We start from the raw sequence: 16,713 nt of genomic DNA on the forward strand, positions 1-16,713 counted from the left end.
AATCAGGATCAAAAGCAAATCTGCACACAAAAAAACCGCCAAAATCCCTTAATATGATTGGGTTTTGGCGGTTTGATGAAATTCTTTACTTCTGGTTGTCCCCTTCAGTCCTCTCTTTACTCGGAGTAACAGCGAACAAGGACAGTATTCCACCGACTGCCCCTACTGCTGCCATTGTGCCAAATAAGACCCAATGTGCCCGGTTCATCAGGAGCGAAACAACCGGCGGTCCCAGCGCAACCCCGATAAACCTCATACTGCTATAAAGAGAAGTGATTGTACCCCGGTTGTCTTTTTCAATACCCTCTGTGATTAGTGCATCCATACATGGCAAGGCTGCTCCAATCCCAATGCCGCTTAGACATAGGAATCCTACAATAAAATAAATATTTTGGCTAAAACAAATAATGAACATTGCCGCAGTAAGTAATGCTATTCCACCGAAGCCAAGCCATTTCATTACTAATTTATTTTTCCCGATGATCTTTCCGCTCCCATAAGAAGCCAGACACAGCAAGGCAAGGGGAATAGCCAGTACAAATCCTTTTGTGGCTCCATGAAGGTTATACTTTGCTTCCAAGGTCTCGGATAAATAGAACAGGACCCCGAAGGTTGCAAACATGCATATTCCACCAATCGCGAAAATTGCATACAGCCAGCGGCCCTTCTCATGCAAGATTCCTTTTATGACGGTTAAAAATTGCCCAAGGCTCTTTTTTGCAGCCTGCTCGCCTGTCTCTGGTTTTTTAACGAGAAGCACAACCAGCACAAATGAAATCAAACAAAGGATAGGAATGGCTATAAAAGGCGCATACCACAGCAATGTCCCCAGATAAGCACCCAGTATTGGACTTAATACCTTTCCAAAGGTATTGGAGGTCTCAATGATTCCCAATCCTTTACTGACCTGCTTTTCATCCTTGAACAGATCCCCTACTAAAGGAAGTACAATCGGAAATGCGCCTGCTGCTCCAATTCCCTGAAGAAAACGTCCCCCCAGTATTAGCCAATAAGCAGTTCCTCCAGTAAAGAACCAGGCAGCCGCAACACAGACCGCTCCACCTAAGGCAGCAAGAATGAGGCTGGGTAAAATCACGGTTTTTCGTCCAAAACGGTCAGATAAATATCCGGCAATTGGAATCATCAAGATGGCAATAAGACCATAAACAGTAATGATCATACTGACTTGAAAAGCATTGATACCCAGCTCTTTCGATATTTGCGGCAGAACAGGCAGCAGCATGGAATTCCCGAGTGTCATTATCAGCGGAATGGAAGCCAGAGCAATCAATGCCCCTTTTGTACCTTTCATGGAAGAACCACCTTTTATGAATTCACACCCTACTTATTGTGATTCTCAAGGCTGGATTTATTCATAAGCGACAAACCGATTCCTTTTCGCAAATTAGATTTCAACTATTGCTTGGTAATACGAGCTTCTATATGATTCTTAAGGTAACCATCCAAATAACAAATCGTTGTCTTTAGAACATCATCTTTAAAATCACGTTTAAAGCCATCCAACCCGTTTTTTTCGATAATATCAATAACCTCTGCGGGCAAGGTGGCAGATAATTTGCACCCGGTTATAATCGACGCCTCCGCTTGAAGGATCTCCACGACATCCTCATGCGGCAATGCGTTATGACTGCAAATTAGGGACACCACCTCTGACATCAGCTTGTACAAATTGATCTTCTGATTCAGCATTGTTTCTGCATCTATATTTCTCTCAAGAACCGCTGTGCGCATGGATTCCAGTCTAATATACAAGGGGTTATGATCTACCAGCTCTGTAAGCTCATTGATTAGGAGCATTTTGAAGTCATTAAAATCCATGATTGGCATTTCCCTCACCATTCCCGTGAGGCGGGCAAGCCTTTTCTCATACTCCCGGCACAGCAGGCTGAAAAACAACGCTTCTTTTGTTTTAAAGTACACAAACAAAATACCGTTCGACATGCCCATCTGTTTCGCAATATCAGACATTTTAATTTTTTCGTACTCGGATGAAAGAAACATTTCTGCCGCTTTGTCTAAGATAGCCTGAGCTTTTAAAGCCTTCGCCTCAGGCGTCATCGCGCGCTTTGCCATAAACTCATCACTCCATTTCGCTTCATTTTAAATGCTTATCGATCTGGAGTCAAAACAAAACGAACCGGCAGCAACCAACCGGTTCGTTCATTGTATCCATGAAGCCTAAATTCGTAATCCTTCCTCATTCCCAGTGTTACCGCTGTACCCATGAGCATGAGGGAACCTGCCGTTTACTGTGGTATACCCTTCAAAATGATGGTAATGCCCGCCTCCTGGCAAGGGAATAGCTGGCCCCGTTGTTCCTCTAATGAGGTGCTTATGCTGGTCATTAAATGATGTTTCTGCATAATATTGATGAACATGCGGCACTCCAGTCGGAGCCGGCTCTGTTACTCCAGCGTAATGGTGGTAATGCCCCATATCAAATGATGTATTTCCTTCAAATGGATGCACGTGAACATTAGTTGGTCTACCGTCCCACGAAGTAATATACAGCTTATGCGAATGGTTGAAATCGGAATCACCCGAATGTACAACGAAGCCTGTTACAGGTATTTCCATCCTCGGCCACCTCTCTTCATCAATTGCGATATCTTATGAAAGAGAGAGTGCAAATGTTCTTACATAAAAACCCTCTTCAATTCTGGTTTCCCGATTATCACAATAATTACCCTAATAAATAAATTTGCACACAATAAAACCGCCGAACCCCCTTGATACGACTGGGTTTTGGCGGTTTCACTTTATCAGGGACATTCTTCCTGTCCTGAAGGGTATGTAACTTAATTATCAGTTTCAGTCCGCTTGCCTGCGCTGAGCAAATCACGAATTTCCGTTAACAAAGCTACCTCCGGCGTTGGTGCAGGCGCTGGTGCGGCCTCTTCTTTTACCGTTTCCTTGCGCTTAAACCGGCTTGCCAGCTTGATCACCATAAATATCGAGAAGGAGATGATAAAGAAATCAACAACAGACTGCAGGAATACCCCGTAATTGACAATTGCCTTTCCATAATGAAAATTAAGCCCCTTCAAATCTATACCGCCAGTAAGGATACCAATAAGCGGCATAATAATGTCAGTTACCAGTGAAGAGACAATTTTTCCAAAAGCTGCTCCAATCACTACCGCAACCGCCAGATCAAGCACATTTCCTTTCAGCGCAAAGCTCTTAAACTCTTTCCACATTGCTAATCCCTCCGAAATCTTGAATTTAAAGTTATTATAGCATTTCTGCAGGCTTTTTGAGAGAAATTTGAGACAGCTCTAATGATGCAGCTCCCGGTAAGTGGCTTCTATGAACTTGCTGTATGACGAAGGCGGATACTGGCTTACCCGTTCGTAAGCAATCTTCGACTGTTGGCGCGCCTCCTCCATCTTCCCCTGTCTGGAATAGATTTTGGCTTTGTAGGCATAGGCGGTGAAATAACCTGCAAGGTCCAGCGGGTGATAGGCATCATCAGGCAGATTGACCTTGGAGAGAGATGCCAGCGCTTCTTCATCCCGGCCCAGATGGTACAGGGCGATTCCAGACTGAAGGAACCAGTTGGATTCATATTTGCTTCCCTTGATTTGGGTCCGATATTGCTGTCCAAGCGATAAAGCCTCTTCATACCGCTGCTCCATGTTAGCCTGTCTGATTTCGGACAACCGGAAAAGCTGCACGGACTGGTCATCCTCCGTAAGCTGTACAAACAGCCCTGCTTTATCCAGGTATTTCCGCGCCTCTTCCAGATTCCCGGACAGTTGGGCAAGATTGGACAACACGCGGTATAAATGGTCCGTTAAATAAAACACGCCTTCCTCCCGCGACAGCGCAATTGCTGCGAGCGCAGCCTCACGGCTTCCGTCATAGTCACCCAGCGCCGATAATGTAACACTCTCTGCATAATGAAGGTCGATTTCGAATAAAAAGTCGTTGCCGACTTTTTTGCTCACATAATCTTCCCTGACACGGAGGATCAGCTCAAGGCTCTCCTTATACCTGCCCCGGGCGAACATCAGGGCATAGGCCAAATACTGGACTTTGGCGCTTTCCACATATAAATTGAACCGCTCGTAGATCTCCACAGCCCGCTGTATCGCCTCTTCACCGCCATCCGTTCCTGTATAATAACAGGCGCTCACGTAGAACTCCATCAACCGTGCGGCATCCACAGTCATCGGCAGCTTCCCATCCATAAGCGGTTTTACGGTGGAAACAATCGACTGGTAGTTTTTTTGCTTATGCTTGGCTTCAATGTCGCGAACCAAGCAGGGCAGGTCTTCACTCTGTTCCTCTTCAAGGAAATAGCCCGCATCCACTCCAAGCCGTGCAGCCAATATTTGCAGACTGCGCATGGAAGGCAGCGCCCGGCCATTTTCAATTTGACTGAGCATACTTTTGGTCATATCTTCTCCGGCCAAGTCACTCTGTGTAAGCCCCTTGGTAATGCGCAAATGCTTGATTTTATCTCCGAGCGTTTGTTTGGTTGTCATAAGTGTGCCATCCTTCTGTCCGTCTTAATCTCCAGTATAGCGTAACAGCAAGCTCATAAAAAGTTAAGTTAAGTTAAGTTAAATTATATTAAACTTTTTATTGCGATTTCATTTCTGCAGGTTTACAATAAGTTTAATTAAATTTAACTTTCACTGAAGGAAGTGATTCACATGAGTACTAAAAACACTATTTTCTCGTCACCAAGCAGCCGGAATATGCTCCTGTTCTTCACCGGCAAGCTGGCCTCCATGCTGGGCTCCGGAATGTATACCTTTGTAGTCGGGTTATATATCCTGAACCTCACAGGCTCCGGCGGAAGCTTCGCTGTTACGATGGTATGCGGGATGCTGCCCCGGATTCTGCTGGCGCCGTTCGCCGGTGTGATGGCAGACCGGATGAACCGCCGCACACTGCTGATCTGCTCTGACCTTGCTGCCGTTCTTACGCTGCTGCTAGCCTTCCTGACTGTCTCTCTTGAAGGTGTCTCTTTGCTTCCTATCTACGCCTCTTTGGTTCTTTTGTCCATCTGCTCCACCTTCTATGGAATCTCCGTTTCTTCCTCCCTGATGCAGCTTGTGGATAAAGACCAGATCCAGCGCGCCGGCTCGCTCAATCAAATCGCCGGCTCCATCGGCAACCTGCTCGCCCCTGTACTCGGCGGCATGCTGTACGCCATTGTCTCCCTGAAGCTGTTCATGCTGCTGAACGCAGCCGGCTTCGCCGTTTCCACTCTCATGAGCTTCGGACTGCGGTTCAAGCCATCTGCGGATATGGCAGAACACAGTGAACCTTCCCATTCGGCAGCGGAAGCCCCTGCCCCGCAGGTCCGCTCCCATGTGCTCGCGGAGTTACGGGACAGTCTCGCCGGGGGCATCTCCTATGTTTTTAAAAAGCCCATCATCCGCGCTGTAATTATTATCGTTTTCTGGGTCAATTTTTTCGTCGTATCACTAAATATCGTGCTGCCCTTTGTTGCTATACAGCTCCTCTCGCTCACTTCCGGCCAATATGGCACAATCGAGGCCATGCTGGGGGCAGGCATGCTAACCATGTCCCTGCTGCTGACAGTCCGCCGCCAAAGCAACAATCCCACCAGCTCCCTGATCCGGGGCCTGTGCATACTTGGTCTGCTGTTCCTCGGCATGGCGTTTCCGCTGATCTTTTCCTTCAGCAGCACTTTTACTTTTATTTTCCTGCTTGTGCTGATGTTTCTTGTCGGCGTCACGGTGATGAATATCAACATCCCGATTCAGGTCTATTTGCAGCAGATCATTGAAGAGGATTACCGCGGAAGGGTATTCGCCGTTGTCGAAACAGCTTCCGGGGCAATCGCGCCGGTTGGGATGATTCTATTCGGAGTACTCGTGGACCAGATTCCTTCTGAGCTCCTGCTACTGGCCTCCGGATTTGCCATTTTACTTGTCACACTGCTGGGACGGAGAGGACTTAAGAGCGGCAGTAAGCAGGAGGCATTGCAGAAGCGGGAAGCCGAGGCGCAGCTTCATGCCTGAGGGCGCTCGTTTGCTGCCTGAAGGCAAAGAGCAGCCCCCAATAAGCAGGGGGCTGGAAGACCGCCGTTATGAAAGAAGGCGGCGGGTTTCCCACTTGGAGCCGCGGAACAAATCGACATTTGACTCTTCTAACAACGGTAATTCTACCGTTGTTTCTGGGAAAACTGGCTGACCGTCCTCTAACAACGACATTTCTGCCGTTATTCCTGGGCAAACCGACCACTCGTTTTCTAACAACGGTATTTCTACCGTTATTACTAGGCAAACTGACTGTTCGTTCTCTAACAACGGCATTTCTGCTGTTATTTCTGGGAAAACCGGACTTCTGTCTTCTAGCAACGGCATTTCTGCCGTTGTTTCTGGGAAAATCGGCCTTCCTCTCTCCAACAACGGTATTTCTGCCGTTGTTCCAGGGCAAACCGACTGTTCATCCTCTAGCAACGGCATTTCTGCCGTTATTCCCGGCAAACCTGCCACTCACCCCCATTGGGCCATAAGGCTTGGACTACAATTCATGTCCCAGTTTCCCCCTAATGTCTACCAAATGGGGCTTAGACAACCCAAATAGCATGCGGCTTTGGATTTCTCATACTTCGAATGCTCGGCGGGCTGAAGCCCGCCAAAAAAAAGAACACGCAGCAGATGATCTGCCGCGTGCTCTTTAGCTATCAAATGTTCTATTCTTTAGACCGTTTGAATACCCGGCTTAGAATAAAGCCAACAAGAATCAATCCAAGACCTGCCAGGTAAATCGGCATTGGGCTGTTTTCTCCGGTTTGCGGTAGCTTGCCTTCAGTCTGCGGTAGCTTACCGCCGCTTGCAGGGTCTTTAACGGCTCCTACCGGAACCTCATCATCGTCAATTTCAATCCCATTATCTGCTGACGGTGTTGGGGAAACCGCCGGGCTCGGTGAAACCGTCGGTGTAGCCGTCTGCGCTGCACCGGCCGGAACCGGATCCTCATTAATAATCACTCCCGGTATCTGGGAAGCTCCCGGTGTTGGTGCGACAGTACTGACAGGACTCACCGCAGTAGGTGCCGCAGTGGGTGAAGGAGACGGTGTTGCAGGTGTTCCTGGTGTTGGTGTCACAGTAGGAACTGCACTCGATCCTGGTGTCGCCGATACTACCGGTGATGCCGACGGCGTTGCAGTTGCCGTAGACGTTGCAGTCGGTGTCGGTGTTGGTGTCGGCGTTGGAGTCGGTGTTGCCAGCTTCGTATTAAGTACAGTCAGGTTGATATTGGCCGAAGAACCGATAGTAACCGGGTACTCTTTGGTATCGAGCGCATAGCCTTCCGGGGCCGCCTTCTCAATCAGGATATAATTGCCCAGCCACAGATTATTGAACACCGCATTGCCTGCGGCATCGGTAGTCCGGGTATTGACAAGCACCCGTTCCGTACCACTCAGACGGTATACCTCAAAGGTTGCGCCGCTAAGTGCAAGCTGATTGTTGGCAGCGTCCAGCTTTTGAACAGTCAAGGTTCCACGGACACCGCTGCCTGTTCCCGAGCCGCTGGAGACACCTACAATAACCTCTTTTGTCGTATACTTGGTTCCCCATGCGATATTAGTACCGTCGAAAAACACTGAATTGACCAGCTTATCGCCTGAGTTCGCAACGATTAGCGATTGATAATCCAGAATATAAGCGGAGTTGATATCATGCAGGAAGCTGAGCACGAAATACTGCTTGCCTGCGTCATCCGTTCTGATGTTCAAGGTATAATCGGCATCCTTCACCAGTTCAGCTCCGCTCTTTGTCACCTCTCCGTTCGCTGCAGCAGCGGCAGGATAGAGGTGGAAGGAATCAGGCAGCAGAATCTGATTGGAGCTAGGATAATCCCTGACCACTGCATTTTTCACATAAGACTGCGTGCGGTTGATCGTAATCGTCCAATCCAGTTTGTCGCCATTTTGCCGGCCTTCTTTATGGACATATTCATCTCCGTGGGGGATGTTCACAGATGCGGTCAGATCCTTGGAGACCTTCTTAGTGCCGTCCAGCAGCTTAGCCGTATTGAAGACTGAAGTGCCCACCAATTGTCCTTCAAGGCTTGTTTTAAAAACAATATAATACGGCGAGCTGATAGGCTTAGCAAAGACTACCTTAAGCTCATTGCCGCTCACGCTGTACGAAAAATCGCTGCTGCTGACTTCGGAGCCTTGCGAAGGATCGCCTTTGGCATTGACATTCATGTTGTAGACCTTAAGCGAACCTGGGACCAGAGATTGCCCCGAATTTAGAACGTCTGTGACATTGGGATCAGCAATTTCTTTGCTGTTGTAATTGACGCCTACAGTCCAGGTGATTTCTTTGGCGGAAGCATTGTAGCTTCCCGCTTTGAAGCCATTGTTCTTCATTTCAGGACGGGGAATAAATAATCCCTGTGCTTCTGTCCAAAGGGGCGGACCCTCAATATCCTTCCAGTCTACACGCGCATTGTTGACAAAATTATCGGTGTTGCCATTTAACCAGTCATTGTTGAACTGCGTTGTATAAGTGATGGTATAAGTATCTCTGATCGGTGAAGCAAACTTTACCTTGAACTGGGCATTCGGCTGCACCGGCGTATTGTATTCCAGGGTATAGGCTGAGCTATTCAGCACCGTACCGAAGGGATCCCTTACAACCAGCGTTCCCGGAACGAACTTCAATCCCCCTTGCGGGAAGGAGTCCGTGACCACAACTTCTCTCATCGGATAATTATCGCCATTCACAGTGATTTTCCAAACTACCGTTTTGTTCTTATAATCTATACCGGACAAGTTTTTATAAATAATTGCCGGACGGATCAGTTGTTTCGCCTCAGCGCTGTAGGTGCTGTCCGATACCGTATTGGTGATGGTTGTGTCTTTGAATACGCGGCTCTGCGACTCTGTCTGATACTCAATCCGGTAAGCTGAAGAAATATCGCTTGTGAACTCCAGCTTGAAGCCGTTCTTACCGACAATGCCAAGCCCTGTTACGGTATAGTCCACATTATTTACAAGAGGAGTACCCTTTGTGGCTTTCCCGGCAGCATCCAGAGTTACCGGATAGACATATAACGTACCTGTCTCAAGCCTTTGTGAATCGTCGAATAAATCCTTTAGGACCGCATTGCCTTGCGGGATTTTCTTGTTGTTGTAATTGTACTCAATTGCCCAGAAAACGGTCTGGCTGCCCCAATCATAAGCAGTTGCCATTTTTTTGAGGCTTCCGCCGCGCTCCACCGATACTATTGCCGAAGAGCTTACAGGAACACGTCCATCCCCGGTAAATGTCGCCCTGTTGGTGAAGTACGGTGAGTCGGACACGATTGCAGTGGTATAGGCAATCCGGTAAGCACTGTTAATCACAGGATCGGTAAAATTCACAGTAAGCTTCCCGCCCGAAACGTCAGCCGTATATTTACTGCTGTCAAGCAGAGCGCCTACAGTAACCGTACCATCGAGCTGAACTCCAAGCTGATACACTGCAAGTGTAACCGTACTGTCCAAAGACAAACCGGACGGGATCGGGTCGGTGACAACAGCGTTTGACACATGTTCCAGCTTCTTGTTGACATCAACGGTCCACTGAATGGAGTCTGCGTTGAAGCCGCTGGACACTCCCTTCTTCTCAATCGTCGAGTCAACGGACGGCTTGAAGATTACCGTTACCGTCTGTATCCCGCCGTTCACAGGGAACTTGATCTCCTGCACCGTGCTTCCGGTGATCACCTGCTTATCAAATTTCGTATTGATTCTAAGCGTTCCCTGCACGTTGTCATGAGTCTCAATGTAGTTGTTGAAGGTCATGACCACCTGGTGTGTAGACTGGCTCACACTGAAGCTGCCCACTTCTCCGTCATCCGAAACCAGCGGTCCGCTGATGTCATTAAACAACTGGAATTGTGCGGGGATCTGAAAGGTAAAGGTATCTCCGGCGTTATAGCCATGACCATCTGGAAGCGACCAGGTATAGTCCAGCTTGACGTTCGCCCCCACCTCATACACATTGTCTGTAACGGTCTGTCCGTCCGCTCCGTACACCGCCATAGAGACACTGGTAATGATGTCCCGATCATTTTCAATGGATGCTGCCTTAACCTGCGTAGTAAATCCTATGCCGTAGGCATATTGCACAAACAGCATAAGGATTACGACGGCCATGCTAATTCTTTTTTTCACCATTTACTAAAAGCCCCCGTTCCCCAAATTATTGTGGGATTCAATGAATCCTCCTTGCAGCTCATCCCATCTGAATACACATAGGTATGTTCAGAAAACGGCCAGAATACCAAAGGTCTTATAAAGATCACCGCCGAATGCCCCTGTAGAGACATACTCCGCAAAAAGGCCAGTTATGTATTCTGGAAATTCTACGTTCATCTTATGAGAAATTTGTATCTGATCCTGTTCTGGCCAGAGTCTGCGATATATACTTATATCACCTAACGATAGATCTTTAGAATCATAAAATCTTAAAATTCGGATAATTTTTTTTGAAAAAATATTTTTTAGGCCTAAGGAGGCAGTTTGTGGACCGTATATCTTTCTTTGACCGGCAGCACGATACCGATTTCACCATGTTCTCCCCTTCACATCTCATTGCCCTGTCTTTAGTCGCATGTTTCTGTCTGCTGCTCTATGGGGCGCGGTTTACACTTCGCTCACATTCCGGGCCAAGGAGATTCATCCGCCTGCTGCTGGTGGTCATCCTGCTGTTGTCAGAGGGAGCCCTGCAAATGTGGTATGTATCCCAGGACATATGGAAAAAAAGTGCGTCACTGCCGCTGGAGCTGTGCGGAATCACGCTGCTACTCTCCATCGTTATGCTGCTTACCCGCAGCCGTCTGCTCTATTCCTTTCTTTATTTTGCCGGAACTTCCGGTGCTTTCATTGCGCTCATTACACCAAATTTGGTATATCCATTCCCGCATTTCCGCTTCCTGCTGTTCTTCATCGCCCACGGCGCGATTATCCTTGCTTCGCTGTATATGACCTGGATTGAAGGCTATAGGCCAACCTGGAAATCGCTGTTCTTCACGATGCTCTGCCTCAATATTATCGCTGCTGCGGTCTATGCTGCCGATAGAATGCTGGGGTCCAACTACATGTTCCTGGCGCACAAACCAAGCACTTTTTCCGTGCTGGATTATTTTGGACCTTACCCGTATTATCTGCTGGTTGAAGAGGCGTTTGCTTTTGCCGTCTTTGTACTGATGTACCTGGTGTTCTTCTGGCTGCCGCAGCACTTCAGCACCCGCCATGAACGCCGGAGAAGGATATTGTAAGCAAAAGCGCGCACAAAAAAAGCAGGACCCCATATCCGGGGCCTGCCTTTTTTGCATTGCTATTTAGCTGAAATAGTGAAAATTAAGCTTCGATAATTTCCACTGAAGTCATTTTGTCGCGTCCTTTGAAAGCATCCACTTGGTCCATGCCTTCAACCACTTTGCCGAATACAGTGTGAACGCCATCAAGGTGCGGCTGCGGTGCATAGCAGATGTAGAACTGGCTTCCGCCTGTGTTTCTGCCGGCATGCGCCATAGCAAGCGTTCCGCGTTCATGCTTGTTCGGGTTGATCTCACAGTCGATGGTGTAGCCAGGGCCGCCGGAGCCTGTACCATTCGGGCATCCGCCTTGAGCTACGAATCCTGGGATAACGCGGTGGAAAACCAGCCCGTTATAGAATCCGTCTTTAGCCAGCTTTTCGAAGTTGGCTACTGTATTAGGAGCATCCTTTTCGAACAAATCCAGCAGCACTACGCCGCCATTTTCAAGAGTGATTTTCGCTTGCTTTGCCATATGTAAATGACCCCTTTCGAAATTTCAGATATTGAACACTTTTCTTAGTGTACTATGAAATCACGCACAAAGCAAAGCAGACGGAAGTTCTCCCGCCTGCTGTTTATGCTCTTATTATCTGCCGCTGCAGATCTACTTCACAACCGCCTGCTTCGCGATGCGCGCCGGTACAATATCGTTGGCGATAATGTCCTGGTGGCTCTCACGGCGCACGACAAGGTCGCTTTGCCCGTTCTGGACGAAGACTACCGCCGGACGGCGAATCCGGTTATAGTTGCTGGCCATGGAATAGTTGTAAGCACCGGTGCAGGCTACAGCGAGCAGATCCCCGCTCTCCACCTTCGGCAGCTCCACATCCCAGATCAGCATATCTCCGCTTTCGCAGCATTTGCCGGCAATCGAAACGGTCTCTTCATTCGCTTCGGTGGCACGGTTGGCCAGCAGCGCCTCGTATTTGGATTCATAGAGCGCCGGACGCGGGTTGTCAGTCATACCGCCGTCAACAGCAACGTATTTGCGTACGCCAGGAATTTCCTTGCTTGTGCCTACAGTATACAGCGTAGTTCCGGCATCGCCCACAATACTGCGGCCCGGCTCCACCCAGATTTGCGGCAGCGTTTCGTTTATCCCTGTAAAATGCTTCTTCACCGCGCCTGTGATCGCCGCTACATATTCGGATACCTGCAGCGGCGTATCACCTTCAACATAGCGGATACCGAAGCCGCCACCAAGGTTCACTACGCGGAACTGAATGCCCAGGTCTTCTTTCACTTTACGGGTGAAGTCGGCAATCCGCTCAACCGCCAGCTCAAAGCCTTCCGTTTCAAAAATCTGCGAGCCGATGTGCGAATGAACGCCCAGAAGGTGCAGATTGCTTTTGCCGGAAGCCAGACGCACTGCTTCTTGCGCGGAGCCGTTACCGATATCGAAGCCGAACTTCGAGTCGGTCTGGCCTGTTGAGGCATAGGCATGATGCGCATGTGCCTCCACCCCAGGCGTGACGCGGAGCAGAATATTCACAGTCACTTCCTTGCGCAGGGCAATCGCCTGCAGCATGCCAAGCTCAACCAGATTGTCGGCTACGAAGCAACCGATTCCGGCGTCAATCGCCATTTCGATCTCATCAGGTGTCTTATTGTTGCCGTGGAAGTGAATACGCTCAGCCGGAAATCCGGCTTGCAGTGCGGTATACAGCTCGCCATCAGATACAACGTCCAGTGACAACCCTTCTTCGTCAGCAACCCGGCACATCGCCATTACTGAAAAAGCCTTGCTTGCGTAAGCAACCTGAAACTCAAGTCCGGAAGCTGCAAAAGCGTCCATATACTCGCGGCAGCGGCGCCGGATCAATTGCTCGTCCACTATATACAGCGGGGTACCGTACTCCGCCTTCAAATCTGCAACATCGCATCCGCCGATCTCCAAATGCCCGCTATCATTAATTCGGCTCGTCCCGTGTAAAAACATTTTGCGCAGTCCTCCAATTTCTGTGGAAACTCTAATTCCACCCTGTCTAATGTATGTTTTGTGGTCCCGAAGTGTTCCTTTCAGTTTGTAATGAACTCTTACGGGGCTATTTAGTGTATTCAGTATAGCAGACAGAGGGAACGCCATAGAATGGACTAATTTGCAGTTGATTTGTATTTTCCTACGATTTGTTTTTATTCCCCGTGTTAGGCGGCATCCGTGTATTGTCTCTGGTTTTGTTGAAGGAAGGCCTTGTTACGGAAGTTAGCACCGGCCGGCGCAGGATGATCTCACCCATCGCCTTTGCATTAAACGGTATAAATGGCCACAAATATGATGAATTGTAGGAACGGTGTGTGGTCAGCAGAATAATCAGCAGCGTAGTGCCGATTATGAATCCCTGCACCTGAAACGCAGCCACGGCAAGCAGCAGCACAAGCCTGACGATCCGGTTCGCCAGCCCCAGCTCATAGCTGGGTGTTGCGAACATGCCTATGGAGGCGACCGCCATATAGAGCACCACTTCATTAACGAAGAGACCGGTCTTTACAGCGATGTCTCCGACCAGTATTGCGGCAATCAGGCCCATAGCTGAGCCAAGCGGAGTCGGTGTATGCACCGCAGCCATGCGCAAGAGATCAACCCCAAGCTCGACGATAAGGAACTGGGCCAGGATCGGAATTTTGGCCATTTTCTGCGGACCTATAAAATCCAGCGCCGCCGGTTTCAGCTCGGGATGGATAACGAGCAGCATCCAGAGCGGCAGCAGGAACATCGAAGCAAAGATCCCGATAAACCGCACCCAGCGCAGATAAGTCCCCATAAAGGGAGTCTGGCGGTTCTCCTCCGCATGCTGGCAGAGATCAAAGAACGTTGTCGGCAGAACCATAACGCTGGGCGAAGTGTCGACAAAAACCACTACCCGGCCTTCCAGCAAATGCGAAGCGACGACATCGGGGCGCTCCGAATAACGGACCATCGGATAAGGATTCCAGCCCCCGCCGACAATCGCCTCTTCAAGCTGCTTGTCCGCCAGCGGGATACCGTCAATATCCAGGCTTTTAATTTTATCGGTGACAGCCTGTACCTGGGTTTTGTCAACAATATCGTCAATATAGGCTACGCAGACATCGGTTCGCGTCCTGCGGCCAACCTGATGCAGCTCATATTTTAATCCGGGATCACGCACCCGTCTTCTGACCAGCGCGACATTGCTCAGCAAGGTCTCTGTGAATCCGTCGCGTGAACCGCGCACCACCCGTTCAATGGAGGGCTCATCAGGATTTCTTGCAGGATAGATACGCGTATCTATGATAATAACTTCTGTTTCGCCATCTATGAAGATGACGCTCATTCCCGCCAGATATTTGCCTATGCTCTCGCTCAGAATGTCGCCTTTTTCCACCTGAATGTGGGGGATGTAATCGTTCATGAAGCTGACCAGCAAATCGGCATTAATATTCTCTGGCTTCGCATAGGATAAGCGCTTCAGGATTTCAGCAATAATCGTATCCTTGGCGAATCCGCTGATGCATAGCAGTGCCGTCCTGCGCCCGCAGAAGGTCATTTCGCGGAATATCACATCAAAGGAGGAGCCCAGGCCCAGCACTTCAGTGAGTGTTTTTTTCGTTTCATCGAGACGGGGTGAGATTTTGTCATTGCCCTGCCAGTAAATAATCGACTGCTCCAGGGAATCGGACTGCTCAGCGTCCCGTTTCTTTTGCAGCGGATCTTTATTTTTGTTTTCTGCTGCCTTTGTCTGGCCGGTGTTCTTTTGACTCTGCTTGGGTTTGTCCGGCTGCTGCGCCTGGGCCTTAGCTCCGTTCCCCGCCTGCGCCTGTGGCTCTGTTGACCCGGAGTCTGAATCTGCATCAGATTCATCTTCTGTATCTTCGTCGTCTCCGAATAATCTGGCAAAAAAACCCTTTTTGCTGCTCCCTGGCTCCTCAGCTCCTAACTCCTCCGCAGCTTCCGTGTCTTGCTTGCCGGGGCTGGTGCCAGCATGCGCCTGCACACCTGCTGTTGTGTCAGCTCCAGCATTTGCACCATCGACTCCTGCTGTTGCGTCAGCTCCAGCGTTTGCACCTTCGGCTCCTGCTGTTGCGTCGGCTCCAGTGTTTGCACCTTCGGCTCCTGCCGTTGCATCGGCTCCAGTGTTTGCACCTTCGGCTCCTGCCGTTGCATCGGCTCCAGTGTTTGCACCTTCGGCTCCTGCCGTTGCATCGGCTCCAGTGTTTGCACCTTCACCAGTTCCAGCTTCTGGCGCAGCGTCGTCTTCTTCCTCCTCCTCATCGTCTCCGAACAGTCTGGCCAGGAAGCCTTTCTTGCCGCTCTGCGGCTTCTCTGTTCCCGGCTCGCTGGCCATTTCCGCATCCTGCGGCTGACTGCCTTCGGGTGCGGCAGCATTCCCTGCATCCTGCTCCCCGGGATTTGCACTTTTTTCCCCGGCGGTTCCGCTTGCTCCCGAAGACGAATAATCCGCAGCAGCCGGGTCTGCTCCAGCTCCCGTTAAGCCGCTGCCGGCTTGAAGGGCAACATCGACATCTGCCGCAGCCACTACCGAGGTGCTGTTCGCCGCTATAGCGGCTTCCATGCTGTCGTTGGCTTCCGCGCTGCCACTGGATTCCACGCTGTCATTGGCTGCCATGCTGCCATTGGATTCCGTGCTGCCACTGGCTTCTTCGCTACCACTGGCTCCTCCACTGCCACTAAACTCCGTGCTGCCATCAGATTCCACGCTATTATTAGCTTCCGCACTGTCATTTGCTGCCATACTGCCATCATATTGCACGCTGCCGCTAGCTTCTTCACTGCCACTGGCTTCCATACTGCCATCAGATTCAGCGCTGCCACTGGATTCCCTGCTGTCATTGGCCTCCATACTGCTATCGGCTGCCGCGCTGCCATCGGTTTCCACGCTGCTCTGCTGTGCGCCTGGTGCACCTGGCTTGGCTGCATCCTTCTTATTTTCAACATAGTCCCCGCTGTGAATATACCTAACCACTCCGTAACCCCCTTTTACTGTCGGTACACAAACCAGTCGAACAAAGAGCCCGCAACCTTGCCGCAGACCATCGCCATCAGCAGCCCGAACAGCAGATGGGTCATGTGCAGGCGTTTGGCTAATATCGGCAGCACATTCAGCACCTCCGTAAGCGCTGCGGCGAGCATGCCGATAAATATTCCGTCAAACATCCCTACTCCCAGTTCCACCAAAGGCCCGGCGGCAATCCGCCAATTCCAGAAATCACTCATGGTCCCGAGCAGCGAGCCACCTACCATCGCCCCTTCGTACCAATGCACTTTATCATAGGAGGAGGTGAGCTGAGCCAGCCGTGGAACCACATCCAGCACAATAAAAAGAGCAATCACCCCGCCGCCCACAGCGATCCCTCCGGCAATGCCCAGCAGCAGATTCAGCCCCATCGACAGTTGTGCGGTCATGC

At 49.9% G+C, this 16,713-nt stretch carries 13 protein-coding genes; 2 read left to right on the forward strand and 11 right to left on the reverse strand.

Features of this window, described 5'->3' with window-relative positions:
• Window positions 1-85: 85 nt before the first annotated feature.
• From bcbE to AC0LWN_RS19885, 5 genes are all read right to left on the reverse strand, one after another.
• Window positions 86-1,312 carry a bacillibactin exporter BcbE gene (gene bcbE, locus AC0LWN_RS19865; protein ID WP_474668326.1) on the reverse strand — a complete coding sequence of 409 codons (1,227 nt, stop codon included), beginning with the start codon at window positions 1,310-1,312 and terminating at the stop codon, window positions 86-88.
• 104 nt (window positions 1,313-1,416) lie between these two features.
• Window positions 1,417-2,094, reverse strand: a complete 678-nt coding sequence (locus AC0LWN_RS19870; protein WP_474668328.1) for a TetR/AcrR family transcriptional regulator — start codon at window positions 2,092-2,094, stop codon at window positions 1,417-1,419.
• 105 nt (window positions 2,095-2,199) lie between these two features.
• Window positions 2,200-2,598 (reverse strand): YmaF family protein, encoded by a 399-nt coding sequence (locus AC0LWN_RS19875; protein WP_474668330.1) that lies wholly within the window; start codon window positions 2,596-2,598, stop codon window positions 2,200-2,202.
• 221 nt (window positions 2,599-2,819) lie between these two features.
• Window positions 2,820-3,221 (reverse strand): large conductance mechanosensitive channel protein MscL, encoded by a 402-nt coding sequence (gene mscL, locus AC0LWN_RS19880; RefSeq protein WP_474668332.1) that lies wholly within the window; start codon window positions 3,219-3,221, stop codon window positions 2,820-2,822.
• A gap of 78 nt (window positions 3,222-3,299) precedes the next feature.
• Window positions 3,300-4,511, reverse strand: coding sequence for a helix-turn-helix domain-containing protein (locus AC0LWN_RS19885; RefSeq protein WP_474668334.1), 1,212 nt, complete (start codon window positions 4,509-4,511; stop codon window positions 3,300-3,302).
• A gap of 171 nt (window positions 4,512-4,682) precedes the next feature.
• Here AC0LWN_RS19885 and AC0LWN_RS19890 point away from each other — a divergent pair, with 171 nt between their 5' ends.
• On the forward strand, window positions 4,683-6,023 hold the full coding sequence (locus AC0LWN_RS19890; RefSeq protein WP_474668336.1) for an MFS transporter: 1,341 nt from the start codon (window positions 4,683-4,685) through the stop codon (window positions 6,021-6,023).
• A gap of 66 nt (window positions 6,024-6,089) precedes the next feature.
• On the opposite strand, the gene AC0LWN_RS19895 is transcribed toward AC0LWN_RS19890, so the two are convergent.
• A complete protein-coding gene (locus AC0LWN_RS19895) occupies window positions 6,090-6,500 on the reverse strand; it encodes a hypothetical protein (protein ID WP_474668338.1) in 411 nt (136 codons plus the stop codon).
• A 200-nt stretch (window positions 6,501-6,700) separates the two neighbouring features.
• Entirely contained in the window at window positions 6,701-10,183 is a 3,483-nt protein-coding gene (locus AC0LWN_RS19900) for a collagen binding domain-containing protein (RefSeq protein WP_474668340.1), read from the reverse strand.
• Window positions 10,184-10,530: 347 nt separating this feature from the next.
• Here AC0LWN_RS19900 and AC0LWN_RS19905 point away from each other — a divergent pair, with 347 nt between their 5' ends.
• Window positions 10,531-11,286, forward strand: coding sequence for a YwaF family protein (locus AC0LWN_RS19905; protein ID WP_474668342.1), 756 nt, complete (start codon window positions 10,531-10,533; stop codon window positions 11,284-11,286).
• Window positions 11,287-11,368: 82 nt separating this feature from the next.
• Here the strand turns inward: AC0LWN_RS19905 and AC0LWN_RS19910 are convergent, their stop codons facing one another.
• The 4 genes from AC0LWN_RS19910 to AC0LWN_RS19925 all read right to left on the reverse strand — a co-directional run bounded on the left by AC0LWN_RS19910 (window position 11,369) and on the right by AC0LWN_RS19925 (window position 16,711).
• On the reverse strand, window positions 11,369-11,800 hold the full coding sequence (locus AC0LWN_RS19910; RefSeq protein WP_458964201.1) for a peptidylprolyl isomerase: 432 nt from the start codon (window positions 11,798-11,800) through the stop codon (window positions 11,369-11,371).
• Between the two features lie 132 nt (window positions 11,801-11,932).
• Window positions 11,933-13,267: a diaminopimelate decarboxylase gene (gene lysA, locus AC0LWN_RS19915; protein WP_474668344.1), complete on the reverse strand. Its 1,335-nt coding sequence runs from the start codon at window positions 13,265-13,267 to the stop codon at window positions 11,933-11,935.
• 181 nt (window positions 13,268-13,448) lie between these two features.
• Window positions 13,449-15,281 (reverse strand): spore germination protein, encoded by a 1,833-nt coding sequence (locus tag AC0LWN_RS19920; RefSeq protein ID WP_474668596.1) that lies wholly within the window; start codon window positions 15,279-15,281, stop codon window positions 13,449-13,451.
• 1,004 nt (window positions 15,282-16,285) lie between these two features.
• Window positions 16,286-16,711: a stage V sporulation protein AB gene (locus tag AC0LWN_RS19925; RefSeq protein WP_474668346.1), complete on the reverse strand. Its 426-nt coding sequence runs from the start codon at window positions 16,709-16,711 to the stop codon at window positions 16,286-16,288.
• Between the last annotated feature and the right edge of the window lie 2 nt (window positions 16,712-16,713).

This window comes from Paenibacillus sp. sgz302115 (assembly GCF_056120445.1).